The 24,341-nt window shown below is 59.5% G+C and carries 27 protein-coding genes; 11 read left to right on the top strand and 16 right to left on the bottom strand.

Features of this window, described 5'->3' with window-relative positions; translation table 11 throughout:
* Positions 1-148: 148 nt before the first annotated feature.
* The 7 genes from murA to M2397_RS01170 all read right to left on the bottom strand — a co-directional run bounded on the left by murA (position 149) and on the right by M2397_RS01170 (position 4,826).
* The gene (gene murA, locus M2397_RS01200; RefSeq protein WP_024073479.1) at positions 149-1,414 is read right to left on the bottom strand and encodes a UDP-N-acetylglucosamine 1-carboxyvinyltransferase; all 1,266 of its coding nucleotides are present in this window, start codon (positions 1,412-1,414) and stop codon (positions 149-151) included.
* A 23-nt stretch (positions 1,415-1,437) separates the two neighbouring features.
* Entirely contained in the window at positions 1,438-1,677 is a 240-nt protein-coding gene (locus tag M2397_RS01195; RefSeq protein ID WP_027604803.1) for a BolA family protein, read from the bottom strand.
* A 114-nt stretch (positions 1,678-1,791) separates the two neighbouring features.
* Entirely contained in the window at positions 1,792-2,097 is a 306-nt protein-coding gene (locus tag M2397_RS01190) for a lipid asymmetry maintenance protein MlaB (RefSeq protein ID WP_259242161.1), read from the bottom strand.
* Entirely contained in the window at positions 2,094-2,741 is a 648-nt protein-coding gene (locus M2397_RS01185) for a phospholipid-binding protein MlaC (RefSeq protein ID WP_131698417.1), read from the bottom strand. Before M2397_RS01185 ends, M2397_RS01190 begins: the two co-directional genes overlap by 4 nt.
* A gap of 11 nt (positions 2,742-2,752) precedes the next feature.
* The gene (gene mlaD, locus M2397_RS01180; protein ID WP_131698418.1) at positions 2,753-3,220 is read right to left on the bottom strand and encodes an outer membrane lipid asymmetry maintenance protein MlaD; all 468 of its coding nucleotides are present in this window, start codon (positions 3,218-3,220) and stop codon (positions 2,753-2,755) included.
* Positions 3,220-4,017, bottom strand: a complete 798-nt coding sequence (mlaE, locus tag M2397_RS01175) for a lipid asymmetry maintenance ABC transporter permease subunit MlaE (RefSeq protein ID WP_131698419.1) — start codon at positions 4,015-4,017, stop codon at positions 3,220-3,222. The genes mlaD and mlaE overlap by 1 nt, the downstream gene beginning before the upstream one ends.
* Positions 4,017-4,826, bottom strand: a complete 810-nt coding sequence (locus M2397_RS01170; protein WP_003171811.1) for an ATP-binding cassette domain-containing protein — start codon at positions 4,824-4,826, stop codon at positions 4,017-4,019. Before M2397_RS01170 ends, mlaE begins: the two co-directional genes overlap by 1 nt.
* 311 nt (positions 4,827-5,137) lie before the next feature.
* Here M2397_RS01170 and M2397_RS01165 point away from each other — a divergent pair, with 311 nt between their 5' ends.
* The 10 genes from M2397_RS01165 (at position 5,138) to M2397_RS01120 (ending at position 12,147) form a co-directional block, all read left to right on the top strand.
* Complete coding sequence (locus tag M2397_RS01165) at positions 5,138-6,112, top strand: KpsF/GutQ family sugar-phosphate isomerase (protein ID WP_131698420.1); 975 nt, start codon at positions 5,138-5,140, stop codon at positions 6,110-6,112.
* On the top strand, positions 6,113-6,637 hold the full coding sequence (locus M2397_RS01160) for an HAD family hydrolase (protein WP_131698421.1): 525 nt from the start codon (positions 6,113-6,115) through the stop codon (positions 6,635-6,637).
* Positions 6,638-6,645: 8 nt separating this feature from the next.
* Entirely contained in the window at positions 6,646-7,218 is a 573-nt protein-coding gene (gene lptC / locus M2397_RS01155; protein WP_131698422.1) for an LPS export ABC transporter periplasmic protein LptC, read from the top strand.
* Positions 7,205-7,738 (top strand): lipopolysaccharide transport periplasmic protein LptA, encoded by a 534-nt coding sequence (lptA, locus tag M2397_RS01150; protein ID WP_027604809.1) that lies wholly within the window; start codon positions 7,205-7,207, stop codon positions 7,736-7,738. Before lptC ends, lptA begins: the two co-directional genes overlap by 14 nt.
* Positions 7,738-8,463 carry an LPS export ABC transporter ATP-binding protein gene (gene lptB, locus M2397_RS01145; RefSeq protein ID WP_027604810.1) on the top strand — a complete coding sequence of 242 codons (726 nt, stop codon included), beginning with the start codon at positions 7,738-7,740 and terminating at the stop codon, positions 8,461-8,463. Before lptA ends, lptB begins: the two co-directional genes overlap by 1 nt.
* 185 nt (positions 8,464-8,648) lie before the next feature.
* On the top strand, positions 8,649-10,142 hold the full coding sequence (locus M2397_RS01140; protein WP_065924292.1) for an RNA polymerase factor sigma-54: 1,494 nt from the start codon (positions 8,649-8,651) through the stop codon (positions 10,140-10,142).
* A gap of 75 nt (positions 10,143-10,217) precedes the next feature.
* Entirely contained in the window at positions 10,218-10,523 is a 306-nt protein-coding gene (gene hpf / locus M2397_RS01135) for a ribosome hibernation-promoting factor, HPF/YfiA family (RefSeq protein WP_090409416.1), read from the top strand.
* Between the two features lie 10 nt (positions 10,524-10,533).
* Positions 10,534-10,998, top strand: coding sequence for a PTS IIA-like nitrogen regulatory protein PtsN (gene ptsN / locus M2397_RS01130; protein ID WP_131698423.1), 465 nt, complete (start codon positions 10,534-10,536; stop codon positions 10,996-10,998).
* Positions 10,999-11,000: 2 nt separating this feature from the next.
* A complete protein-coding gene (gene rapZ, locus M2397_RS01125) occupies positions 11,001-11,858 on the top strand; it encodes an RNase adapter RapZ (RefSeq protein ID WP_027604814.1) in 858 nt (285 codons plus the stop codon).
* Positions 11,859-11,874: 16 nt separating this feature from the next.
* Positions 11,875-12,147, top strand: coding sequence for an HPr family phosphocarrier protein (locus tag M2397_RS01120; RefSeq protein WP_131698424.1), 273 nt, complete (start codon positions 11,875-11,877; stop codon positions 12,145-12,147).
* Between the two features lie 36 nt (positions 12,148-12,183).
* Here M2397_RS01120 and M2397_RS01115 read toward each other — a convergent pair whose 3' ends face one another.
* From M2397_RS01115 to pmbA, 6 genes are all read right to left on the bottom strand, one after another.
* A complete protein-coding gene (locus tag M2397_RS01115) occupies positions 12,184-13,077 on the bottom strand; it encodes a ZIP family metal transporter (protein ID WP_259242160.1) in 894 nt (297 codons plus the stop codon).
* A gap of 33 nt (positions 13,078-13,110) precedes the next feature.
* The gene (locus M2397_RS01110) at positions 13,111-13,722 is read right to left on the bottom strand and encodes a superoxide dismutase (RefSeq protein ID WP_259242159.1); all 612 of its coding nucleotides are present in this window, start codon (positions 13,720-13,722) and stop codon (positions 13,111-13,113) included.
* 1 nt (position 13,723) lies between these two features.
* Entirely contained in the window at positions 13,724-14,152 is a 429-nt protein-coding gene (locus tag M2397_RS01105) for a hypothetical protein (protein ID WP_131698427.1), read from the bottom strand.
* 27 nt (positions 14,153-14,179) lie between these two features.
* The gene (locus M2397_RS01100) at positions 14,180-15,556 is read right to left on the bottom strand and encodes an aspartate ammonia-lyase (RefSeq protein WP_259242158.1); all 1,377 of its coding nucleotides are present in this window, start codon (positions 15,554-15,556) and stop codon (positions 14,180-14,182) included.
* Positions 15,549-15,944 (bottom strand): FagA protein, encoded by a 396-nt coding sequence (locus M2397_RS01095; RefSeq protein ID WP_131698429.1) that lies wholly within the window; start codon positions 15,942-15,944, stop codon positions 15,549-15,551. The genes M2397_RS01100 and M2397_RS01095 overlap by 8 nt, the downstream gene beginning before the upstream one ends.
* Positions 15,945-16,091: 147 nt before the next feature.
* Positions 16,092-17,438, bottom strand: coding sequence for a metalloprotease PmbA (gene pmbA, locus M2397_RS01090; RefSeq protein ID WP_259242157.1), 1,347 nt, complete (start codon positions 17,436-17,438; stop codon positions 16,092-16,094).
* 108 nt (positions 17,439-17,546) lie between these two features.
* Between pmbA and yjgA the strand changes: the two genes are divergently transcribed.
* Positions 17,547-18,068: a ribosome biogenesis factor YjgA gene (gene yjgA / locus M2397_RS01085; RefSeq protein WP_017138246.1), complete on the top strand. Its 522-nt coding sequence runs from the start codon at positions 17,547-17,549 to the stop codon at positions 18,066-18,068.
* Positions 18,069-18,113: 45 nt separating this feature from the next.
* On the opposite strand, the gene tldD is transcribed toward yjgA, so the two are convergent.
* From tldD to M2397_RS01070, 3 genes are read right to left on the bottom strand one after another with little or no spacing between them, the layout of a single operon-like run.
* On the bottom strand, positions 18,114-19,556 hold the full coding sequence (gene tldD, locus M2397_RS01080) for a metalloprotease TldD (RefSeq protein WP_131698431.1): 1,443 nt from the start codon (positions 19,554-19,556) through the stop codon (positions 18,114-18,116).
* 16 nt (positions 19,557-19,572) lie between these two features.
* A complete protein-coding gene (locus M2397_RS01075; RefSeq protein WP_259242156.1) occupies positions 19,573-20,421 on the bottom strand; it encodes a carbon-nitrogen hydrolase family protein in 849 nt (282 codons plus the stop codon).
* 48 nt (positions 20,422-20,469) lie between these two features.
* Positions 20,470-24,285 (bottom strand): YhdP family protein, encoded by a 3,816-nt coding sequence (locus tag M2397_RS01070; RefSeq protein WP_259242155.1) that lies wholly within the window; start codon positions 24,283-24,285, stop codon positions 20,470-20,472.
* Positions 24,286-24,341 lie beyond the last annotated feature (56 nt).

Genomic DNA, 24,341 nt, shown 5'->3' with positions numbered 1-24,341 from the left:
GGCCATGACAGCCTCGACTTGAAACAAATCAGTGTATGTAGGAGCGAGCTTGCTCGTGAAAAACGTCAACGATAACGCGTTTATTCAGACTCAACGCGGTGCCCACGAGTTCTTCGCGAGCAAGCTCGCTCCTACAATGCAGTGAGGACTAGCCCGGTACGCGGCGGATTTTCGCGCCGAGCATCTGCAGTTTTTCCTCGATGCACTCGTAACCACGGTCGATGTGGTAGATGCGGTCGATCAGGGTATCGCCTTCGGCGATCAGCGCCGAGATCACCAGGCTGGCCGAAGCGCGCAGGTCGGTGGCCATGACTGGCGCGCCCTTGAGCTTCTCGGTGCCGGTAACGATGGCAGTGTTGCCTTCAACCTGGATCTTCGCGCCCATGCGGTGCAGTTCGTACACGTGCATGAAGCGGTTTTCGAAGATGGTCTCGATCACTGCACCCGTGCCTTCGGCAATGGCGTTCAAGGAGATGAACTGCGCCTGCATGTCGGTCGGGAACGCCGGGTACGGAGCGGTACGCACGTTAACGGCTTTTGGCCGCTTGCCGTGCATGTTCAGCTCGATCCAGTCTTCACCGGTGGTGATTTCGGCACCGGCTTCGCGCAGTTTTTCCAGGACCGCTTCCAGAATGGTCGGATCGGTGTCCTTGACCTTGACGCGACCACCGGTGACGGCGGCAGCAACCAGGTAGGTACCGGTCTCGATACGGTCCGGCATCACTTTGTAGGTGGCAGGGTGCAGGCGTTTCACACCGTCAATGGTGATGGTGTCGGTGCCGGCGCCGGTGATGTTGGCACCCATGGCGATCAGGAAGTTGGCCAGGTCGACCACTTCAGGCTCGCGCGCAGCGTTTTGCAGCACACTGCGGCCGTTGGCCAGGGCAGCGGCCATCATGATGTTTTCGGTACCGGTCACGCTGACGGTATCAAAGAAGAAGTTCGCGCCACGCAGGCCGCCTTCCGGCGCCTTGGCCTTGATGTAGCCGCCTTCGACGTCGATGGTCGCGCCCATGGCTTCAAGGCCACGGATGTGCAGGTCCACCGGACGCGAGCCAATGGCGCAACCGCCAGGCAATGCGACTTCGGCCTCGCCGAAACGGGCGACCATCGGGCCCAATACCAGGATCGACGCACGCATGGTTTTCACCAGTTCGTACGGGGCGATCAGGGTCTTGATGGTGCGCGGATCGATTTCGACGGACAGCTTCTCGTCGATTACCGGCTCAATACCCATGCGACCAAACAGCTCGATCATGGTGGTGATGTCGTGCAGGTGCGGCAGGTTGGCTACGGTTACCGGGCCATCGCACAGCAAGGTCGCGGCCAGGATCGGCAAGGCAGAGTTTTTCGCACCGGAAATGCGAATCTCGCCATCGAGGCGGGCACCGCCGGTAATAATCAATTTATCCATAAGAATCTCGACGCCTTGGGGGCTCAGGTGCGCTCGGCCCAGGCCGCGCGACTGAAAAATTTCATAGTGACCGCGTGGATGCTGCCATCGGTGATCCACGGGTTCAAATGGGCATAGATCTGCTGCTGACGCTTGACCGGGCTGAGTGCCGCCAGTTCATCGCTAATCACGTTCAGCTGGAAGTTGCAGCCTTCGCCTTCAACTTCTACGTTCGTATCCGGCAGCTTTCCTTCGAGAAAGCTCTTAACTTCTAGGGCCTGCATGATCAACCTCTATCGGCGCCCAGTGCGCACGGGTCGCACATCATACAAAAAAGCCCCGCGCCTGCGAACCCCGCATAGCAGGACTCTGACGGGGGGCTTCATCGATAATGTGTATTAAGGATGCACCAACAGCTCGGTCAAACCGGAAACTTCGGCGATTTCACGCATGTCTTCAGGCAATGCACGGATGCTGACCGGTTTTTTGGCCGCCTCAGCATCACGCATGAAGCACAGCAGCAACGACAAGCCGACGCTGCTGGACTTGGTTACCGCCGAGCAATCCAGCACCAACGCAGGGGCAGTGCTGCTCTTGATCAGCGCTTGGCCCTGCTTGCGCAGGTCAGGCCCGGTGCGGTAATCCAGCACGCCGCTGAGGAACAACTCGCCAGCGTCGCCGAGACGAACAGCCGACTCGGTCATTGCGCAGGCTTCCCTGCAGTTTTATCGGTCTCTTCCTTGGCCTTGGCGACTTCACCGGCCCAACCATTGATGGTTTTGTCCAGGTCGTTGCCATTGCGCTGCATGGCGTCGGCGAACTGGTCACGGAACAGCTTGCCGATGTTGATACCGTTGATGATCACATTGCGTAGTTTCCACTCGCCACTGATCTTCTCCAGCGTGTACTGCACCGGGTAAACGGCACCATTGTTGCCCTTGACGCTCATGTTGACACTGGTGCGGTCACCCGACTCATCCCCGGCAGGAGCGACGGTGATGCCCTGGTTGTTGTACTCAAGCAAAGCGTTGCCATAAAACTGGAACAGGCCGCGCTTGAAGTTTTCCTGGAACGTTTGCATTTGCGCAGGAGTGGCCTTGCGCGAATATTTGACCGTCATGATGCTTTTGGAGATACCTTCAGCATCCACCACGGGACCAACAATAGTGTTGAGCGCTTCATAAAACTTGGAAGGGTCTTGCTTGTACTGCTCTTTATTGGCAGTCAGGTCAGCCAACATCCTGTTGGTAGTGTCCTGCACCAGTTCGTGCGCAGAACCTGCTGCGTTGGCCATCAACGGCAGCGCTGCAAGCAGTACCAGGAGACCACGTCGCAAGGTAGAGATCATGTACAGATTCCTCATTTAGCGTCTTTATTGACCGTATTGAGCAGGAATTTACCGATCAGGTCTTCAAGCACCAACGACGACTGTGTGTCGTGGATTGTCGAGCCATCCTTGAGCAGGGCTGTTTCCCCGCCCACGCTGACACCGATGTATTTCTCGCCCAGCAGACCCGCAGTGAGGATAGATGCAGTGGAATCGGTAGGCAGATTATCTACCTTCTTATCCAGCTGCATCGTCACTCGACCCGTGAAGCTGTCATGATCCAGATCGATTGCCGTGACCTTGCCGATGGTGACACCGGCCATGGTCACTTTAGCTCTGACAGTCAAACCAGCGATATTGTCGAAGTAAGCGTAAAGTTTATAAGTATCGGCGGTCGGGCTGGCGGAAAGGCCACTGACTCGCAGGGCCAGCAACAGTAAAGCCAGGATGCCAGCCAGCAAGAAAAGGCCGACACCGATTTCCACAGTGCGGTTTTGCATCAGAAATCTCCAAACATCAAGGCGGTCAAAATGAAGTCAAGGCCCAGTACCGCCAGTGAGGCGTACACAACGGTCTTGGTGGTGGCGCGACTGATCCCTTCTGAAGTGGGCTCACAGTCATAGCCTTGGAATACGGCGATCCAGGTCACTACAAAGGCGAAGACGATGCTCTTTATGACGCCATTGAGCACGTCACCGCTGAAAGTCACGCTGTTTTGCATGTTGGCCCAGTAGGAGCCGTCGTAGACGCCCAGCCAGTCCACTGCCACCCAGGAGCCGCCCCAGATACCGACCACGCTGAAGATCATCGCCAGCAAAGGCAGGGAAATAAAGCCGGCCCACAGGCGCGGGGCAACAATGTACTTGAGCGGGTCCACGCCGATCATTTCCAGGCTGGACAACTGCTCGGTGGACTTCATGTTGCCGATTTCGGCAGTCAACGCGGAACCCGCTCGTCCGGCGAACAGCAACGCGGTCACGACCGGCCCCAACTCACGCAGCAGCGTCAGGGCAACCATCTGCCCCACCGCCTGCTCCGAACCGTAGCTGGACAGGATATTGAAGCCCTGCAACGCCAGCACCATCCCGATGAACATCCCGGAGACCACAATGATCACCAGGGACATCACGCCCACCGAATGCAGTTGCTTGATCAACAGGCCGAAGCCGCCACCAATGCCACCGCGGCCGAGCAAGGCGTGAAACAGGAAAATTGTCGAGCGACCCAGCACTTCGACGATGTCGATACCGGATCGACCGAAAAGGCGAACCTTCTCGATGAGAGATGTCTTGCGCATCAGCGCTTCCCCAGAAGGTCTGAGCGGTAATCCGCTGCCGGAAAGTGAAAAGGCACAGGGCCATCGGGATCGCCGGTCATGAATTGGCGAATACGCGGGTTGTCGGCGTTCATCAGTTCTTCAGGCGTACCCTGCCCCAGCACCTGGCCATCGCCGACTACATAGAGGTAATCGGCAATGCTCGCGGTTTCTGCAAGGTCGTGAGAGACCACGATGCTGGTGATACCCAGCGCATCGTTGAGCAGACGAATCAGGCGCACCAGCACACCCATGGCAATCGGATCCTGGCCGACGAAAGGCTCGTCGTACATGAGGATCTGCGGGTCGAGGGCGATGGCACGCGCCAGAGCCACACGGCGCTTCATGCCGCCGGACAGTTCGTCGGGCATCAGGTCGATGGCACCACGAAGGCCTACGGCCTGCAATTTCAGCAACACAATGTCACGAATCATTTCGTCGGACAGCTGGGTATGCACCCGCAACGGAAACGCCACGTTCTCGAACACATCGAGGTCGGTAAACAGCGCACCGCTCTGGAACAGCACGCCCATATGCTTGCGAGCATCGAACAGATCGCTGCGCGACAAGGTCGGCAGGTTCTGGCCGTTGACCCACACTTCACCGGCGCTGGGGCGCAATTGCATGCCCATCAGACGCAACAGCGTGGTCTTGCCGCAACCGGACGGCCCCATGATGCCCGTGACCTTGCCGCGGGGAATGCGAATATCGACGTTATTGAAGATGCTGCGCGTCCCGCGCTTGAAGGTCAGTCCCTTCAGCTCGACCGCGTAGGCGTTATCGGCACTCATCTAAACTCCTTGGGATGCAGCCTCTCACTCAGACACCATGCATGCGACAAACGTTTGCAACGGTGACGCATATAGATAGCCTCATGGGCTGGGCGGACTGAACTGGCGGCGAACTATATCACTGCTGGTACAGGGCGCCCAAGGCCGGAACAGCGCTAGTTCAGTTTAGGGACAGGGAAAAAAGGTTGCTGGCTATGTTACTGAGGATCGATCTCAGGTATTCGTTGAATAAAGCCTGACGAACTTGCGTGAGGGAATTGATCATTACCGCTATAATCGCCGACTTTTCGTCAGGCTATACGACTTCAGACATGAGCCAATCCAGCGACCTTATTCAATCCGCGCAACGCACCATCCGCCTCGAAGTTGAAGCCGTAGAAGGCTTGCTGGCCCATATCGACGCAGATTTCGTACGCGCCTGCGAGATGATTCTGGCCAGCAAGGGCCGTGTTGTCGTGGTCGGCATGGGCAAGTCGGGCCACGTCGGCAACAAGATCGCCGCCACCCTGGCCAGCACCGGGACCACCGCATTTTTCGTACATCCGGCCGAAGCCAGCCACGGCGACATGGGCATGATCACCAAGGATGACATCATCCTGGCGCTGTCCAACTCCGGCACCACCAACGAAATCGTGACCCTGCTGCCGCTGATCAAGCGCCTGGGCATCAAGATGATCAGCGTCACCGGCAACCCGGAATCAACGCTGGCCAAGGCCGGCGACGTGAACCTGAATGTTCACGTGGACCACGAGGCCTGCCCGCTGAACCTGGCGCCGACCTCCTCCACCACCGCAGCCCTTGTCATGGGCGACGCCTTGGCCGTAGCGCTGCTGGAAGCCCGCGGATTCACCGCTGAAGACTTCGCGTTTTCCCACCCAGGTGGTGCCCTGGGCCGCCGTCTGTTGCTGAAAGTGGAAAATGTCATGCATTCGGGCGAGGAATTGCCCCACGTCCAGCGCGGCACCCTGCTGAAGGACGCGCTGATGGAAATGACCCGCAAGGGCCTGGGTATGACCGTGATCCTGGAAGCCGATGGGCGCCTAGCCGGGGTATTCACTGACGGTGATTTGCGCCGCACCCTGGACCGCACCATCGATATCCGCACCGCGACCATCGACGCCGTGATGACCCCCCATGGCAAGACTGCACGCCCTGAAATGCTGGCAGCCGAAGCATTGAAGATCATGGAAGACCACAAGATCGGCGCACTGGTGGTGATCGATAGCGACGACCACCCGATTGGCGCCCTGAACATGCACGACTTGCTGCGTGCGGGAGTGATGTAAATGACCAGCGACCTGTTGCAACGCGGCAAACACATCAAACTGGCGATTTTCGACGTTGACGGCGTACTGACCGATGGCCGCCTGTACTTTCTCGAAGACGGCAGCGAATTCAAGACGTTCAATACCCTCGACGGCCAGGGCATCAAGATGCTGATGGCTTCGGGCGTGCAAACGGCGATTATCAGCGGCAGAAAAACCCCGGTTGTGGAACGCCGCGCACAAAACCTCGGTATTCCTCACCTGTATCAGGGCCGCGAGGATAAACTGGTGGTTCTGGACGAGCTTCTTGGCAAACTCAACCTAAGCTATGAGCAGGTCGCCTATCTGGGCGATGATCTGCCTGACTTGCCGGTCATTCGCCGAGTAGGCCTGGGCATGGCCGTCGCCAATGCGGCGACATTTGTTCGCGAGCACGCCCACGGCATCACCACCGCCCGCGGCGGCGAAGGTGCCGCCCGCGAGTTCTGTGAACTGATCCTGCGAGCCCAAGGCAGTCTTGAAGCGGCCCACGCCGCCTACCTATAGAGCGTTTTATGCTGAGCAAAAAGATTCGCAACTTCCTGCTATTCGGAGTCATCGCCGCGCTGTTCCTTGCGGTGGGCTACTGGAATATCAGCCCGGGGCGCTTCCTCGACCAGCCTGCCGCGCAGGTTGACGACGGGGCCATCGACTATTACGCCACCAATGCCTATAGCGTGCAGTTCCTGCCCGACGGCAAGGTGCAGTACGAAATGACGTCGGACAAAGTCGAGCACTTGAAGGCCACGGAAGTCACCCTGCTGACCAACCCGGACCTGAACCTGTACCGCGGCACCGAGTTTCCGTGGCATGTCACGAGCAAGCGTGGCGAGGTGAACCCGGACGGCACCGAGGTAGAACTGATTGACTCGGTACGCGTTGCGCGTACTGACGCCAAAAACCGTGACACCGTGATTACCAGCAGTCGCATGACCGTATTCCCACAGAAGCAATATGCGCAGACCGAGCAAGACGTTAGAATCGACGGCGCTGGCGGTGTATCGACTGGCAAGGGAATGAAAGCGTATTTGAAAGAAAGCAGGATACACCTGCTATCGAACGTAAGAGGACAGTATGAGGCTCGTTAAAACTCTCCCTATTTTGCTCGGCCTGGGCGCAGCACTGGGAAGCGTGAGCGCCTGGGCTCTGCCGAACGATAGCCAGCAACCGATCCACATCTCGGCTGACGATGCGCAACTGGATGACAAGCAAGGCGTCGCCACCTATACCGGCGGCGTGATCATCACCCAGGGTTCGATGAAGATCACCGGCAACACGGTGACACTGACGCGCACTCAAGCGGGCGATATCGACGTGGTGACATCGGTGGGCAACCTGGCTTACTTCGAACAGAAGCAGTCGGCTACCGACACCGGCCCGATGAAGGGCTACGGCAAGACCATCCAGTATCACGCCCAGCAGAATCGCATCGTGCTGATCGACCAGGCCAAGGTACTCAGCCCCGATGGCAACTCCACGGAAGGTGAAAAGATCACCTATGACACCGTGAAGCAGATTGCCAACGCCGGTCGCGCCAATGGCAGCAAGGTCACCGCGCCACGCCCCCGTATCGATATGGTTATCCAGCCGAAGAAGAAGGCCGAGTAATGGCAACCCTGAAAGCCCAGCATCTGGCCAAGGCCTATAAAAGCCGTCAGGTCGTGCGCGACGTCAGCCTGTCGATCGACAGCGGCCAGATCGTCGGCTTGCTTGGCCCCAACGGCGCCGGCAAGACCACCTGCTTCTACATGATTGTCGGCCTGGTCCAGGCGGACCAAGGTCGCGTACTGATCGACGACCTGGATGTGAGCCACCAGCCAATGCACGGGCGCGCCCGTGCCGGTATCGGCTATCTTCCGCAGGAAGCGTCGATCTTCCGCAAGCTGTCGGTATCCGACAACATCATGGCCATCCTTGAAACCCGCAAGGAACTCGACCGTGAAGGCCGCCGCAAAGAATTGGAAAGCCTGCTTCAGGAATTCCACATCAACCACATTCGAGACAACCTTGGCATGAGCCTGTCCGGTGGTGAGCGGCGTCGCGTGGAAATCGCCCGCGCCCTGGCCACCGCCCCCAAGTTCATTCTGCTGGACGAACCGTTTGCCGGCGTCGACCCCATCTCGGTCGGCGACATCAAGCAGATCATCCATCACCTCAAGGCCAAGGGCATCGGTGTACTGATCACCGACCACAACGTGCGTGAGACCCTCGACATCTGTGAAACCGCGTATATCGTCAACGATGGTCAGCTGATCGCCGAAGGCGACTCTGCCACCATCCTGGCCAACGAGCTGGTCAAGGAAGTGTACCTGGGTCACGAGTTCCGCCTGTAAACACCGTGGTGTCACGGCCGCTCGCCAAAGCGCGCGGGAGTCAATGAAAACCTCCGGATTTTTATTGTTACCGCGCTCTAGGCAAAGCACCCGATATCAGGCATATAATTTGCTTATGTTTGGCGCTCACGCGCCCTGTCGTGGATGGCGCATTGCGCCGGCGAATAAGGTGTTAAGCCCCTGCCATGAAACCATCGCTAGTCCTGAGAATGGGCCAGCAGCTGACGATGACACCGCAGCTGCAACAGGCCATCCGCCTGCTCCAATTGTCGACCCTGGACCTGCAACAGGAAATCCAGGAGGCCCTGGAGTCCAATCCGATGCTCGAACGCCAGGAAGAAGGCGACGACTTCGATAATGCAGACCCACTGGCCGACAACATCGAGCAAAAACCCAATTCCGACGTACAGGAACCCTCCTACCAGGAAACCGCCCCCACGGTGGATAACCTTGAGGAAGGCGATTGGAACGAACGTATTCCCAACGAGCTCCCGGTGGACACCGCCTGGGAGGATGTCTACCAGACCAGCGCCAGCAGCCTGCCCAGCAATGACGATGACGAGTGGGACTTCACCACCCGCACTTCCGCCGGCGAGAGCCTGCAGAGCCATCTGCTGTGGCAACTGAACCTCGCGCCGATGTCGGACACCGATCGCCTGATCGCCGTGACCCTGATCGACTGCATCAATAACCAGGGCTATCTGGACGAGACGCTCGAAGAGATTCTCGAGGCCTTTGACCCGGAACTGGATATCGAGCTGGACGAAATCGAAGCGGTCCTGCACCGCATCCAACAATTCGAGCCCGCCGGCATCGGTGCCCGCACCCTGAGCGAATGCCTGCTGCTGCAACTGCGTCAGTTGCCCGCCAAGACCCCATGGCTCGCCGAGGCCCAGCGCCTGGTCACCGACTACATTGACCTGCTGGGCAGCCGCGACTACAGCCAGTTGATGCGGCGCATGAAGCTCAAGGAAGACGACCTGCGCCAGGTCATCGAGCTGGTGCAAAGCCTCAACCCGCGTCCAGGCTCGCAGATTGAGTCCAGCGAAGCCGAATACGTCGTTCCCGACGTGATCGTGCGCAAGGACAACGAACGCTGGCTGGTGGAACTGAACCAGGAATCGGTGCCGCGCCTGCGGGTCAACCCGCAATATGCCGGTTTTGTGCGCCGCGCCGACACCAGTGCCGACAACACCTTCATGCGCAACCAGTTGCAGGAAGCCCGCTGGTTCATCAAGAGCCTGCAAAGCCGCAACGAAACCCTGATGAAAGTGGCCACCCAGATCGTCGAGCACCAGCGCGGCTTCCTGGAATATGGTGACGAGGCGATGAAGCCGCTGGTCCTGCACGACATCGCAGAAGCAGTGGGTATGCACGAATCGACGATTTCCCGGGTGACCACACAAAAATTCATGCATACCCCACGGGGTATTTATGAGTTGAAATACTTTTTCTCCAGTCATGTCAGCACCTCGGAAGGTGGTGAATGCTCGTCCACGGCAATCCGCGCGATCATCAAAAAACTGGTTGCTGCGGAAAATCAGAAAAAGCCGTTGAGTGACAGCAAGATCGCTGGTTTACTGGAAGCACAAGGCATTCAGGTCGCCCGTCGAACCGTCGCCAAGTACCGCGAATCCCTTGGGATCGCGCCTTCCAGCGAGCGTAAGCGTTTGATGTGACGGGCGGGCCACAGCGTTCCAGTGGCGGGTATTCCTACCCGCCGCTTTATGCACTGGCAACGAAGGAGAAGCTGTATGCAAGTCAACATCAGTGGACACCATATAGAAGTCACCCCTCCACTACGCGACTACGTCGAGCAGAAGCTGAGGAAGCTTGAGGGCCATTTCGACAAGATCACCAACGTGCAGGTCATCATGAAGGTCGACAAGCTTCAGCAGAAAATCGAAGCGACACTTCAGATACCCGGTGGAGAAGTGGTCGCCAATGCCGAACATGAAGACATGTATGCATCAATCGACTTGCTCACAGACAAGCTTGACCGCCAACTCAAAAAGCATAAGGAAAAGAATCTGAGCCTGCTTCAGGGCACAGGTCGTTAACTCTCCCCCCATGATCCGACTTGAAACCATCCTGACCCCCGGCCGTTCCCTCGTGAACGTGCCGGGCGGCAGCAAGAAGAAAGCCCTCGAACAAATTGCCAACCTGATCAGCAGCCAAGTGCCTGATCTGGAGATGCAGGATGTCTTTGAGGCTCTGATCGCCCGTGAAAAACTCGGTTCCACCGGTTTTGGCAACGGCATCGCCATTCCTCACTGCCGCCTCAAAGGCTGCGAGACACCTGTCAGCGCCCTGCTGCACCTGGACGCACCTATCGATTTCGACGCGATCGACGGTGCCCCGGTGGACCTGCTTTTTGTTCTGCTGGTCCCACAGGCCGCCACCGATGCACACCTGGAACTGCTTCGGCAGATCGCAAGCATGCTCGATCGCAAGGAAGTACGCGACAAACTGCGCAGTGCCAGTAGCAACGAGGCGCTGTACCAAGTTGTCCTGGATGAGCAAAACGGGCAGTAATCATGCGTTTGATCATCGTCAGCGGCCGCTCCGGCTCGGGTAAAAGTACTGCCCTCAACGTTCTTGAGGACAACGGATTCTATTGCATCGACAACTTGCCGGCCGGACTGCTCCCGGAATTGGCAGAGCGGGCACTGATCCATACCGAATTGGCGCAACCCCTGGTCGCCGTTTCGATTGACGCCCGCAACCTGCCGAGCCACCTCACGCGTTTTCCGGAATTGCTCGAAGAAGTGCGCGCCAAGCACATTCACTGCGATGTGCTGTATCTGGACGCCGACGAAGAAACCCTGCTTAAGCGCTTCTCAGAGACCCGTCGACGTCACCCCCTCAGCAGCCCACACCGTTCTCTGGCCGAAGCCATCGAGGATGAAACCAAGCTGCTGGGGCCGATCATTGACCTCGCCGATCTCAAGATCAACACCACCAGCCTCAACCTGTATCAGTTGCGCGATGCCATCAAGCTACGCCTGCTGAACCAGCCGGAGCCTGGCACGGCATTTCTGGTCGAGTCCTTTGGGTTCAAGCGTGGCATGCCGGTGGATGCCGACTTGGTGTTCGACGTGCGCTGCCTGCCCAATCCTTATTGGAAGCCGGAACTGCGTGACCAATCGGGGCTGGATCAGCCAGTGGCCGATTACCTGGCCGCGCAACCGGATGTGGAGGAGATGTTCCAGGACATTTCCAGCTACCTGCTCAAATGGTTGCCGCGTTTTGCCGCGAGCAATCGAGCCTATGTCACCATTGCCATCGGCTGCACCGGCGGCCACCACCGTTCCGTCTACCTGACCGAGCGCCTGGGCCAGGTGCTGCAACAAACCCTCAAGAACGTCCAGGTTCGCCACCGCGACCTTAGCTGAAAGGAACACCCCCGCGATGCCCGCTCTGGAAATTGAAATCATCAACAAGCTGGGCCTGCATGCCCGCGCCTCGGCCAAATTCGTTGGTATTGCCGGGCAGTTCCCTTGCCAGGTCCGCGCCGGGCGCACACCGGAGAGCATGGTCGATGGCAAAAGCATCATGGCGATGATGATGTTGGCGGCAGGCAAGGGCACCAAGATTCATTTGAGCACCGAGGGCGAGCAAGAGCAGGAAGCAATGGACGCCCTGGTGGCGCTGATCAACAACTTCTTTGATGAGGGTGAGTAAAACTCACCCGTTGAGGCGGGTGTGAAGCCAGAGGCTTCACCCCAAGGCGGTATCCATCACCATCATCAAGCAGAACCCGATGCACAACCCCAGGCTCGCAAGCTTTTCGTGACCATTGCGGCGCGACTCCGGGATCACTTCGTGGGTGACCACCAACAACATCGCGCCAGCGGCCAGCGCCAGGCCTAACGGCAACAGCACCTCGGCCAGGCTCACCAGCCAGGCGCAAAGCACGGCGAACACAGGCTCCACCAAGCCTGACGCGGCACCGATCAGGAATGCCTTGACCCGCGACATCCCTGCCCCCGCCAATACCAACGCAATCACCAGACCTTCTGGCACATCCTGCAAGGCAATGCCCATGGCCAGGCTGTCGGCATCCGGCATGCCGCCGCCGGCTGAGACGCCAACCGCCATGCCTTCGGGGATGTTGTGGGCGATGATGGCAAACACGAACAGCCAGATGCGCGGTGGAATCACCGGTTTATCCGGCGTACCCACCAACATCTCCGGGCTGGCGCCGGAGACCTTGCGATCCACCAGATACAGACCGAACGCCCCCAGCATGATGCCGAAGCTGATCAGCCCCCCTGCCCCCCAGGGCGAAAGACCAATCGCTTCGGCAGCAGCAATACCCGGTACGACCAGCGAAAAGGCGGTCGCCGCCAGCATCACGCCAGCACCGAAGCCCAACAAGGTATCGCTCAACGCCAGCGGCATCCGTCGAATCACCAAGACCGGAACTGCCCCCAGCGCCGTGCCAAGCGCGCAAATCGCCCCGCCCTGCAAGGCGCGCATGATGCGCGGCTCCAGATCCAGCCAGGCCAGCCCGTGAGCCACCAGCAATGCAGTACCTGCCAATAGCAGCAACGAGCCAAACGCATAACGAAACATTCGCACGCTGCTGATCGCCAGTGTTTCAGTGCCCATAGTCGGCCTTAGATCTTGTTATCGAAGGGAATGTCAGGCCAACGCGGCCTGATAGCGTGCGGCAACTTCCGGCCAGTTAATAACACTGTAGAAGGCATTGATGTATTCAGGACGACGGTTCTGGTACCGCAGGTAATAAGCATGCTCCCAGACGTCCAGGCCGAGGATCGGCGTATTGCCATTCATCAGTGGGCTGTCCTGGTTGCCGCTGCTTTCCACTATCAGCCTCTTTTGCGGGGTGACGCTCAGCCAGGCCCAGCCGCTGCCGAAACGGGTCAAGGCGGCTTTGGTGAAGGCCTCCTTGAAACTGTCGAAACCGCCGAGTTGTTCTTCAACAGCTTTTCCCAACGCACCGTCGGGCTTGCCGCCACCTTTAGGTGACATAACCGCCCAGAACAGTGAGTGGTTGGCGTGGCCGCCGCCTTGGTTGATGACGGCCGCACGTAGTTTTTCCGGCAGCTGCTGCACGCTGGACACCAGTTTCTCTACAGGCCAGCCCGCAAATTCGGTGCCCTCGACCGCAGCATTGAGGTTATTGATGTAGGTCTGGTGGTGCTTGGTGTAGTGAATCTCCATGGTTTGCGCATCGATATGCGGTTCCAGGGCATCGTAGGCATAGGGCAAGGCAGGCAAGGTGTAGGTCATATCAATGTGCTCCGTATTGAGACGTGGTCGGCTGCACCGCAGCACCGCCCAGTAAGCGATGGGTGCGCGGGTACTCACCGTGATCGCTGATGAAATTCAACAGTTCGACGTAAGTCTTGCTGCTCTGGCGCAGGGCCGCTTCGCGCAGCTGCGGGCTCAGGCGCACGTCCTGCATGGCCTGCAGCAAGCGCTGGTGAATAGCGCAGAGGTATTCGGCACTTTCCTCGGGCTGATTCAGGCGCAGGTGCAGGTCTGCCAGGTTGTGATGGGAAATGACACAAGCCGCGACTGCTTCGTCGGCATTCGCCCAGCGTTCGAACAGCACTTGAGCCAGGGCCAGGGCCTGCAGATAGGCCTCGCGAGCGTCAACCAACTCGCCCTGCATAAAGCAGTGATTGGCGCGCTCGATCGTGCGTTTCCAGTGCTCCATGGTGAGCCTCCAAAGCAGGGTCGGTGATTACACGCCGCCAGCCGTGAGTTTTTCCGGATCCAACAGGACTTCCAGTTGGTTACGGGGCAGGTCGGTGTGCTCAAGGGCCACCTCAATCACCGGACGGCCTTGCTGATAAGCCTTCTTGGCAATCTCGGCGGCCTTTTGGTAACCAATGATCGGGTTGAGTGCGGTGACCAGGATCGGGTTGCGCGACAACGCTTCCTTGAGCTTGGCTTCGTTGACCTTGAAGCTGGCGATGGCCTTGTCCGCCAGCAGGCGGCTGGCGTTGGCCAGCAATTCGAGACTGCTGAGCAGGTTCTGGGCAATGATCGGCAGCATCACGTTCAATTCGAAGTTGCCGGATTGGCCGGCAACGGTAATCACCGTGTCATTGCCGATGACTTGTGCAGCTACCATGGCCGTGGCTTCCGGAATCACCGGGTTGACCTTGCCTGGCATGATCGAGGACCCCGGCTGCAGGCCTTCCAGTTCGATCTCCCCCAGGCCGGCCAGCGGGCCGGAGTTCATCCAGCGCAGGTCGTTGGCGATTTTCATCAGCGATACGGCGGTGGCCTTCAACTGGCCGGAGACGGCGACGGCAGTGTCCTGGGAGCCGATCAATGCGAACAGGTTCTTGCCGGGGGTGAATTTCACGCCGGTCAGGCTGCTCAACTGTTGGCTGAAACGTGCCGAAAACTCCGGATGTGCGTTGATCCCGGTGCCAACAGCGGTACCGCCCTGGGCCAGAGCCTGCAGGGCCGGCAACAAGTCCTGCAGGTGGCCGATATTGGCCTTGAGTTGCTGCGCCCAGCCGTTGAGCACTTGGCTCATGCGCACGGGCATGGCATCCATCAGATGAGTACGGCCGGTCTTGATGAACGGGTGAACCTCTTCGGCTTTCTGCTCGATCACTTGCACCAGATGCTGCAAGGCCGGCAGCGTTTGCTCGTGCAGCACCAGCGCAGCACTGACGTGGATGGTGGTCGGAATGATGTCGTTGCTGCTTTGGCCACAGTTCACATGATCGTTGGGATTGACCGCTTCGCCAAGCAAACGGCTGGCGAGCGTCGCAATCACTTCGTTGGCGTTCATGTTCGAACTGGTGCCGGAACCGGTCTGGAAGATATCCACCGGGAAGTGCTGCATATAATCGCCTTCGAGCAAGCCTTGGGCGGCATCGACGATGGCTTTGCCCTGCCCTTCACTGATCTGCTTGAGGTCGACGTTGACCTTGGCAGCAGCCGCCTTGGCCAGGATCAGTGCGCGAATGAATTGCGCCGGCATGCGTTGGTGGCTGATCGGAAAGTTGTTCACCGCGCGCTGGGTTTGCGCACCGTACAAGGCCTCGGCGGGGACTTGCAGTTCGCCCATGCTGTCGCGTTCGATACGGGTGTTACTCATCGTTAGATCCTTGCACCAAGTCGGAGTGAGAGATTGATGGCAGCAATTCGCAGGTCGCCAATTGCCAGGCAAAGGTCTGCCAGCGCTTGAGGCGGCAGGCACAGTGAGAGAGTTTTTCCAGGTCGCGTAATGGGCGCCAGGCCTGGTCAAGGCAAATGGAGCGCCAATGCCACGGCAGTGCAATATCGCTGGCGGTGTCGATCAGCAGGCGGAATGAGGTTTCAGCGATGGTCCACGGATGGGTCGCGGTACAACACGCCAGATATCGGCCCTCGTTGAGGTAATGTTCGATCAGGCGAGGTTCATTGGGATCCAGACCACAGCGAATCTGGCGACTCATCCAGCGCCAGCTTTCCAGGTAAGGATCCTCATGCAGGACAGAACTCATGATCCACACTCATCCGGTAATGATATTTATTATTAAATGATATTGAGAATCAAAACAAGAGCGACACCTCAAACCTCCTGAAACACGCCCACAAAAAAGGCGCGCCATTCGTAAGAAGGCGCGCCTTTTTGTGAAGCTGTAGCGGGATTAACTGCCTGCGACGGTCATCCGCTCGATCAGCACCGAGCCTGTGCGAATATTGCTGCGCAGCTCCAGGTCATTCCCCACGGCAACGATCTGCTTGAACATATCGCGCATATTGCCGGCGATGGTCACTTCCTGGACGGCGAACTGAATCTCACCGTTTTCCACCCAGAAACCCGCCGCACCACGTGAATAATCCCCAGTGACCATATTCAGGCCATGGCCCATCAATTCGGTCACCAAAAGACCACGTCCCATGCGACGCAACAGCGCCGCCTGGTCTTCGTCGCCATGGGTCACGAACAGGTTATGCACGCCGCCGGCGTTGGCAGTGCTTGGCAGGCCGAGTTTGCGGCCTGAATAGGTGCCGAGTACGTAAGACACCAGCTCACCGTTTTCGACGAACGGCTTGGCATACGTGGCCAGGCCGTCCCCGTCGAACGCCGAACTGCCCATGGCACGCATCAAGTGCGGACGCTCATCGATGGTCAGCCACTCGGGAAACAACGTCTGGCCGATCGCCCCTTCAAGGAACGAAGACTTGCGATAAAGATTGCCGCCAGAAATGGCCCCCAGGAAACTGCCGAACAAACCGCCCGCCAGCTCCGCCGAAAACAGTACAGGCACTTCACACGTCGGCACCGGGCGCGCGCCCAGGCGGCTCGCGGCACGTTGTGCGGCACGTTGACCAATGCTGGCCGGGTCTGCGAGCAATTCACCCTGACGACTTACGTCGTACCAGTAATCACGCTGCATCTGGCCATTGGCCTCGGCGATCATCACGCAGCTCAAACTGTGGCGAGTGGACGCATACCCCCCAATAAACCCGTGGCTGTTGCCGTATACGCGACAGCCCTGATGAGTGTTCAATGTGGTGCCATCGGCGTTCTTGATGCGGGCATCGGCATCGAACGCTGCCGCTTCACAGGTCAGCGCCAGCTCGATGGCCCGCTCGGGCGTGATATCCCAGGCATGGAACAGATCGAAATCCTTCAAGTCCTTGGCCATCAGCGCCTTATCGGCCAAGCCCGAGCTTTCATCCTCGGAGGTGTGCTGGGCAATCGCCAACGCGGCGGCAACCGTTTCGCGTATAGCCTCCGGGCCGCTGGCCGACGTACTGGCCGAACCTTTGCGCTGCCCCACGTACAAGGTGATGCCAAAGCCCTGATCACGGTTGAATTCAACGGTTTCCACTTCCCGCTGGCGCACCGAGGTCGACAACCCTTGCTCCAGTGACACCGCCACTTCACAGGCACTGGCCCCCTGGCGCTTGGCCTCGGCAAGGATCTGCTCGACTTGTTCCTGCAGGGCCGGTAACGCTTGCGGACCGACGCTTTGGGCTGCACTCATGGTTTTCTCCACTCAAATTCTGCTTTCGGTTAAGGCCATCGAGCGACCGGGCCGGACAAGCGGCCCCCGACTGGTTATCATGGCGGCGTTTCTTTGCGGACTGCCACCATGGTTGATTCTTACGACGACTCCCTCGATGGGGAGAAAAGCAAAACCCAGGTCAAACGTGAGCTGCATGCTCTGGTTGACCTTGGCGAGCGCCTTACAACGCTCAAGAAAGACTTGATTGCAAAACTGCCACTGACCGACGAAATGCGCCGGGCGCTTGCGGACGCACCCAAGCACACCGCGAATATCGCGCGTAAACGGCACATCATGTTTATCGGCAAGCTGATGCGCGATCAGGACACTGACGCCATTCTCGCCTTGCTTGATCAAACCGATGCCTCCACTCGCCAGTACAACGAACGTTTCCATAACCTGGAACGTTGGCGTGACCGCCTGATCTCGGGCGATGACGCGGTGCTGGAGAAATTCGTGCTGGACTACCCGGACGCGGACCGCCAGCAACTGCGTTCCCTGATCCGTCAGGCCCAGCACGAGCAGGCGCACAACAAGGCGCCGGCCACCAGCCGTAAAATCTTCAAATACATCCGCGAGCTGGACGAGACTCAACGCGGCCTGCGTTGATGCCCTTCCCCGGGTGGCGATCTTCGCCACCCGAAGCTCCACCCCTTACGACCCCGTGCCACCCACGGTGATCGCATCAATTTTCAGCGTTGGCTGGCCGACCCCTACCGGCACCGACTGCCCATCTTTCCCGCACATGCCCACACCACTGTCCAGGGCCAAGTCGTTGCCGACCATCGACACCTTGCTCATGGCTTCAGGGCCATTGCCAATCAACGTTGCCCCTTTGACCGGCGCGGTAATCTTGCCGTCTTCGATCAGGTACGCCTCGCTGGTGGAGAACACGAACTTGCCGCTGGTGATATCCACCTGGCCGCCGCCGAGGTTGGCGCAGTAGATACCGCGCTTCACCGAGGCGATGATCTCCGCCGGGTCGCTTTCGCCACCGAGCATGTAGGTGTTGGTCATGCGTGGCATCGGCAGGTGCGCATAAGATTCGCGACGGCCATTACCGGTGCGTGCCACGCCCATCAGACGGGCATTGAGCTTGTCTTGCATGTAGCCCTTGAGCACACCGTTTTCAATCAAGGTGGTGCATTCGGTCGGCGTGCCTTCATCATCGACGCTCAGCGAGCCACGGCGACCGGCCAGGGTGCCATCATCGACAATGGTGCAGAGCTTGGACGCAACCATCTCGCCCATGCGCCCGCTGTAGGCGGAACTGCCCTTGCGGTTGAAGTCGCCTTCCAGGCCATGGCCCACGGCTTCGTGCAGCAATACGCCGGACCAGCCTGAGCCCAACACCACCGGCAACGTGCCGGCTGGCGCCGGAATGGCTTCGAGGTTCACCAACGCCTGGCGCAAGGCTTCACGGGCATAGCCCATCGCACGGTCGTCGGTGAGGAAGTACCGGTAGTCGGTACGCCCCCCGCCGCCATGGCCGCCACGCTCGCGGCGGCCGTTCTGCTCGACGATCACGCTGACGTTGAAACGCACCAGCGGCCGTACGTCCGCCGCCAGGCCACCGTCGGTGGACGCCACCAGGATGCGCTCCCACACACCGGCCATGCTCACGGAGACCTGCTGGATACGCGGGTCCAGGGCGCGGGTGGCGGCGTCGACACGCTTGAGCAGCTCGACCTTTTCCGCGCGGCTGATCACTTCCAAGGGATTGTCCGGGGCATACAACTGCGCCACGTCCTGGGTACTGAACGCCTGCACGGTGCCATTCTGGCCCGCACGGGAGATCGAACGCGCAGCACGCGCGGCCAGGCCCAACGCCTCCAGGGTGATCGCGTTACTGTAGGCGAAACCGGTCTTTTCACCGGATTGCGCACGTACGCCTACACCTTGGTCAAGATTGAAACTGCCTTCCTTGACGATGCCATCTTCCAGGGCCCAGGACTCGGAGATCTGCCCCTGGAAATACAGGTCGGCGGCATCGATGCCTGGCCCGGCCAGGTCGCCAAGCACGGTTTGCAAGCTTTCGATGGTCACGCCACCGGGCGCCAGGAGGTGTTCACTGACTGAGGACAACAACTCGCTCATAGGTTTGGCCTTAAATTCATCGTTCTGAAGCAGGTCGCTGTGCACCCTGCGAGAAAAAGCGCCGATGGTTCACCACCGGCATGCGCGCCCGTATCGACGCCTGTTCACTGCTATCGCGTTCGGCCAGCAACACCGCTTCGCCTTGATCCTGTTGTGTCAGCAGCCGACCCCACGGGTCGACAATCGCAGCATGTCCATAGGTTTCCCGTGGCCCCGGATGCACACCGCCCTGGGCGGCCGCCAGCAGGTAACACTGGGTCTCGATGGCCCGCGCACGAATCAGCACGTCCCAGTGCGCAGCGCCGGTGACGGCGGTAAAGGCCGAGGGCGCGGTGATCAATTCAGCCCCCGCTGCGCGTAGCTCGCTGTACAACTCAGGGAAGCGCAGGTCGTAACAGACCGTCAGGCCCAAACGGCCAACCGGCGTATCCGCCACCACCACATTGCTTCCAAAAGCATAGTCATCGGATTCCCGATAGCGACCCCGGGCGTCCGCCACATCCACATCGAACAAATGCAGCTTGTCGTAACGGGCAACGACTTCGCCGCGATCATCAATCAGCAGCGAGCAGGCGTTGGGCTTGGCGTGTGGATGGTCCTTGGGCGGCAACGGTAATGTGCCAGCCACTATCCATAAGGTGAGGTCACGGGCGGTCTGTTTCAACCACGGCAGGATCGGACCTTCGCCCAGTGCCTCGGCGCGGCCAATATCCGCGGCGTCGCGGCGGCCCATGGCGGCAAAGTTTTCCGGCAGCACCGCCAGCTTCGCACCGCCGGCCGCCGCTTGTTCCAACAAGCGCCGGGCCTGGACCAGGTTGGCCAGCACATCGCTCTGACTGACCATTTGAATTACCGCAAAGGACATGGGCCGATACTCCGTAAAAGGCATGGGGCCATGCTACTCCACAGGCTCTCAGTTTGGTTTTTCAAAGGGCTTGTCGAAGGTGATTTTTGGATCCTTCCATGGGCCTTCCACCTTGTATTGCACGCTGGCGAAACGCGAAACACGGTCACCGATCAGCTTGTCGATCAGGAACAGTGCGCCACCAATCGCCGGCGCGCCCACGATCAGCGCGGCAATCGGCAGGTTGTTGGTCACCGGCAACGTCACCAGCAACTTGGCATCGACACGATCAGCCACCAGGTCCAGGGTGCCATTGAGCTCCAGGTTGCTCGACGGGCCTGTCATGGTGATCGGCTCGCGCGTCACGAACACGCCATTGCTGGCGACCAATTGCCCCTTGACCCGGTCATAACTCAAGCCCTTGCCCAGCAGGTCGGAGAAGTCCAGGCGCAGGCGGCGCCCGATGGAGTTGAAGTTGAGCAGGCCGAATACCCGCAGCGCCTGGGCGCCACCTTCCACCTCGACAAACTGACCTTTACGGAACGCCGCATCCAGGCTGCCGGAAAAACGCTTTGGCCCGACCCAGGCCGGCGAACCCGGCCAACGCCCATCCACATCCAGGTGGAAGTTCTCGCTGGTGACCGTGGGCGCATAGCCCCAGCCTTTGAGTACGTCGGCGATGTTCTTGCCGTCCAGGCGGCCCTTGTACCAGCTGCTGCTGTCACCCGGAGCCCCTTCCCATCCGCCGGCGCCCTTGAGTTGCATGCCCTTGAGGCCCAGGTCGAGCGTATTGAACGCCAGGCCCTTGGCAGTTGGTCGGATCTTGAGCGACCAGGCGCCAATCAGGTCCGGCCCCTGAAACAGCTGGTCAATGGCAATATCCAGCGCGGGAATATCCTTGGGATCAATACTGGCCAACGGGTCCGGTGCATTTTCATCAGCCTGTACCGTCGGGTCCACCGCGGGCAGCTTCACGTATTGCAGGTTGACCGCAATCGGCGCGCCCTTGGCATCCGGCAGGTTCACGGCCCCCTTGGCCTGCTGGCTGTCGAACTGTAAGCCCCAGGCAGCGGACTTGCGATCCAGCAGCAGGTTGACCTGATCGAACTGGGTACCCAGACCGGTGAGCTTGCCAATCTTGAATTCGGCACCGCTCAGCAGTTGCTTGGCACTGCCACCAGGGTCATTGCCAGCATACTGGTTCACCAGCTTTTTCCATGGGTCGATATCCAGTTCCGAGAGCACGCCGCGGATGCGCAAACCCTTGGCGCCTGGCAGTACGGCATCACCATCGCCGAGGAACAACTCGCCACGGCCGTCATTGAGTTTGTCTGGCGGCGCGGCGAAGGTGAAGTTGGCCAACTCACCATAATCGAACCAGTAGCGGCGCTCAGCCCCCTGCAAGGTCATGCGGAATACGCTGTCACGTCCCTGGCTGGCCGGCATGCCGAACGGCGCAGGCAAATCCACCGCAACGCCCTTGAGATTGGAGCTGACCATCAGTTGGCTGTCGGCACCGTCCAGGTTGAGCTGCAACTGATACGAAATATCACCGGACACCGGCAACGGCTGGCTGACTTTCAACCAATCCGTCAAGCGCTTGACCGTCACCTGCCCCCTGGCGGCGACACGGGTACTGATATTGCCCGGCTTGCCATCGGCAAAGATCTGCGCGGTGATCGGCCGGTCAAATGCCTGGGCTGTAATCTTTTCGCCGCTCAGGCCCTTGGCGCTGTCGAAGCGGAAACTGCCCTTGAGCTGCGTCAGGTCCAGGGGCGGCTCCGCCAATTGCAGGCGCGCCTTGTCAGTCTGGAAATCCACCACGATCCTGGGCTCGATACCCTTGACCAGCGGAACGTCCAGATCCAGCGTGCCTTGCAGGTCTCCTTCGCCTTTCCAGCCGGCGAAGGTGGATGCCGTGCCAATTGGCGCTTCCTGGAGGATCTTCAGCCCATCATCCAGGCCACCGGCAAAACCACCGGTAAGCAACAGATGACTTTCCTTGCCGGACGGCGCGTGGGGAATATTGACGTAGACGTCCTTGACCTTGGTGTCGAGCAACTGCCCCTTGCTGGCCAGGATGCGTACGCCAGTCTCCTCGACAAACACTTCACCATTGACCTTGTTCACATGGGGCCAGCCCGGCTGGAAAGCCAGTTCTGCGTCATGCACCTTGAAGAACAGGCTGATATTGCGCGCGGCTGGCAACGCGTCGTGGTTCAGCGACCCCTGGTACTGGAAGAACCCCTGATCCACCGCGCCCTTGAGAATTGCCGTGCGCAGCCACTCATCCAACGCGGGGCTCAGCACGGCCGGCAGGTATTTAGGGGTAAAGCGTCCATCGCCATCGACCATACCGACCCGCAGGTCCATATAGTCTTCCTGGCTGTGGTCGAAATGCAGGCGAATCAGGAAATCGGCGGCGATCTTGCCTTCTTCCCCCAGCACCTTGATATACGGGGCGATCAGGGTGAAGCCTTCTTTATCCAGCTTCCACGTCAGGCGTGCATTGGCCTGGAGATACTGCCAGGGCTTGGCGAAGATCGGATCGAGGTGCAGGGAAAAATCCTTGCTGTCCATGCGCAACTCGCCACGGCCCAGGTCGCCGCTGATGCTGCCGGAAACGTTGCGCGCAGCCGGCGCACCGAAGTAGGCGTCAAACCCGACCCGCTCCAGGTTGGCGGCAAAGCTGACTTTTTGATCGGTAGTGTCTTGAGGACGGAAATCCACCAGCACATTACGCAGCAGGCCGGTGGCCTTCAGATGCTCGACGGTCTTGGCGACACCTTCCGGCAGCGGCGCCAGGGCGTTGAGCAACGGTGTGATGGGGGTCAGGTCGAGGCGGTCAGCCTGCAGCTTCCAGGCTTCCTGAGCCTTGTCGGTAGCCAGTGTCTGCTGCAATTGCAGGCGCGATTCCCATCGGGTCTCGCCCAGGCTCATCGCCAGGGAATCAAACAACACCTTCAAGCCGGTATCACTGCGTTGCAGATAGGCCGTAAGTGCAAGGTTTTCGATATGAACCGGCTTGCGCTCGGCGTAGCTGCCCTTCACTTGCGGCGAGTTGAGGCGCACTACCGCACTTTGCACAGTGCCTTTACCCCAGCTCAGCCAGAATTCACCACCGGCCTTGAACTGCGTGAGTTTCCACTGCTGGGTCAGCCTGGCGGGAATCCACTTGGCCCAGTCGCTTTGGGGCAGGCTCAGGTAGGCCTCGACTTCAGCGTCCTTCCACTGGCTCGCTCGAATGCGACTGCGCAGGCTCAGGGCAAGAGGCTGGCCGTCGGGCAAGGTCAGGCGAGCGTCCAGGCGCTGGCGGGTGACGCCCGTGTGCAGGCTCAGGCCCACATACGTCAAGGTCAGCGGCGCCTGATCGAACGGTTGCAGGGTGACCTGGCTGTCGAGCAGCGACACGCGCTTGACCATCTGCATGCGCTTGAGCAATTGCTCCGGGTCCAGCGGCTGGTCATCCTGCATCGGCAAGCCTTGCAGGGCCCAATGGCCGTCCTTGTCTTCCTTGGCGGTCAGTTGCAGGCCACTGACTTCCAGGTGCGCAATACGCACTTCGCGCGCCATCAGGCTCGCCCATATATCCGGCACCACTTCGACCTGATCCAGGCGCAAGGCACTGCTGCCCTCGCCGACCATCACGTCGTGGGCCAGCAACATGGGCGCGAAGCCGCTCCAACGGCCTTCAAGGCTGCCGATGTGCACAGGCATGTCCACCGCAGCCTGGGCCTTGGCTTCGGTTTCCGCGCGGTATTCGGCCACCAGCGGGGTCAATTCACGCCCCAGGCTCACATACACCGCCGCCAACACCAGCAGCAAGGCGCACAGCCCAAGGCCCCAACGGGTCAAAGCGGCAAAAAAGCGTATCAGACGCTCCATGTCAGGCGACCCTCAAGGCAGTAGACGGACTGCAGATCAAGGCCTGCGAGTCGCGT

It is taken from the genome of Pseudomonas sp. BIGb0381 (assembly GCF_024809815.1).
Lineage (GTDB): Bacteria > Pseudomonadota > Gammaproteobacteria > Pseudomonadales > Pseudomonadaceae > Aquipseudomonas.
The sequence above is the reverse complement of the archived record's forward strand: the minus strand, read 5'-3'. Positions and strand labels throughout refer to the sequence as shown.

Coding starts and splice junctions, on each gene's coding strand:
- murA (WP_024073479.1), bottom strand. CDS start 1,414: ATGGATAAATTGATTATTACCGGCGGTGCCCGCCTCGATGGCGAGATT.
- M2397_RS01195 (WP_027604803.1), bottom strand. CDS start 1,677: ATGCAGGCCCTAGAAGTTAAGAGCTTTCTCGAAGGAAAGCTGCCGGAT.
- M2397_RS01190 (WP_259242161.1), bottom strand. CDS start 2,097: ATGACCGAGTCGGCTGTTCGTCTCGGCGACGCTGGCGAGTTGTTCCTC.
- M2397_RS01185 (WP_131698417.1), bottom strand. CDS start 2,741: ATGATCTCTACCTTGCGACGTGGTCTCCTGGTACTGCTTGCAGCGCTG.
- mlaD (WP_131698418.1), bottom strand. CDS start 3,220: ATGCAAAACCGCACTGTGGAAATCGGTGTCGGCCTTTTCTTGCTGGCT.
- mlaE (WP_131698419.1), bottom strand. CDS start 4,017: ATGCGCAAGACATCTCTCATCGAGAAGGTTCGCCTTTTCGGTCGATCC.
- M2397_RS01170 (WP_003171811.1), bottom strand. CDS start 4,826: ATGAGTGCCGATAACGCCTACGCGGTCGAGCTGAAGGGACTGACCTTC.
- M2397_RS01165 (WP_131698420.1), top strand. CDS start 5,138: ATGAGCCAATCCAGCGACCTTATTCAATCCGCGCAACGCACCATCCGC.
- M2397_RS01160 (WP_131698421.1), top strand. CDS start 6,113: ATGACCAGCGACCTGTTGCAACGCGGCAAACACATCAAACTGGCGATT.
- lptC (WP_131698422.1), top strand. CDS start 6,646: ATGCTGAGCAAAAAGATTCGCAACTTCCTGCTATTCGGAGTCATCGCC.
- lptA (WP_027604809.1), top strand. CDS start 7,205: ATGAGGCTCGTTAAAACTCTCCCTATTTTGCTCGGCCTGGGCGCAGCA.
- lptB (WP_027604810.1), top strand. CDS start 7,738: ATGGCAACCCTGAAAGCCCAGCATCTGGCCAAGGCCTATAAAAGCCGT.
- M2397_RS01140 (WP_065924292.1), top strand. CDS start 8,649: ATGAAACCATCGCTAGTCCTGAGAATGGGCCAGCAGCTGACGATGACA.
- hpf (WP_090409416.1), top strand. CDS start 10,218: ATGCAAGTCAACATCAGTGGACACCATATAGAAGTCACCCCTCCACTA.
- ptsN (WP_131698423.1), top strand. CDS start 10,534: ATGATCCGACTTGAAACCATCCTGACCCCCGGCCGTTCCCTCGTGAAC.
- rapZ (WP_027604814.1), top strand. CDS start 11,001: ATGCGTTTGATCATCGTCAGCGGCCGCTCCGGCTCGGGTAAAAGTACT.
- M2397_RS01120 (WP_131698424.1), top strand. CDS start 11,875: ATGCCCGCTCTGGAAATTGAAATCATCAACAAGCTGGGCCTGCATGCC.
- M2397_RS01115 (WP_259242160.1), bottom strand. CDS start 13,077: ATGGGCACTGAAACACTGGCGATCAGCAGCGTGCGAATGTTTCGTTAT.
- M2397_RS01110 (WP_259242159.1), bottom strand. CDS start 13,722: ATGACCTACACCTTGCCTGCCTTGCCCTATGCCTACGATGCCCTGGAA.
- M2397_RS01105 (WP_131698427.1), bottom strand. CDS start 14,152: ATGGAGCACTGGAAACGCACGATCGAGCGCGCCAATCACTGCTTTATG.
- M2397_RS01100 (WP_259242158.1), bottom strand. CDS start 15,556: ATGAGTAACACCCGTATCGAACGCGACAGCATGGGCGAACTGCAAGTC.
- M2397_RS01095 (WP_131698429.1), bottom strand. CDS start 15,944: ATGAGTTCTGTCCTGCATGAGGATCCTTACCTGGAAAGCTGGCGCTGG.
- pmbA (WP_259242157.1), bottom strand. CDS start 17,438: ATGAGTGCAGCCCAAAGCGTCGGTCCGCAAGCGTTACCGGCCCTGCAG.
- yjgA (WP_017138246.1), top strand. CDS start 17,547: ATGGTTGATTCTTACGACGACTCCCTCGATGGGGAGAAAAGCAAAACC.
- tldD (WP_131698431.1), bottom strand. CDS start 19,556: ATGAGCGAGTTGTTGTCCTCAGTCAGTGAACACCTCCTGGCGCCCGGT.
- M2397_RS01075 (WP_259242156.1), bottom strand. CDS start 20,421: ATGTCCTTTGCGGTAATTCAAATGGTCAGTCAGAGCGATGTGCTGGCC.
- M2397_RS01070 (WP_259242155.1), bottom strand. CDS start 24,285: ATGGAGCGTCTGATACGCTTTTTTGCCGCTTTGACCCGTTGGGGCCTT.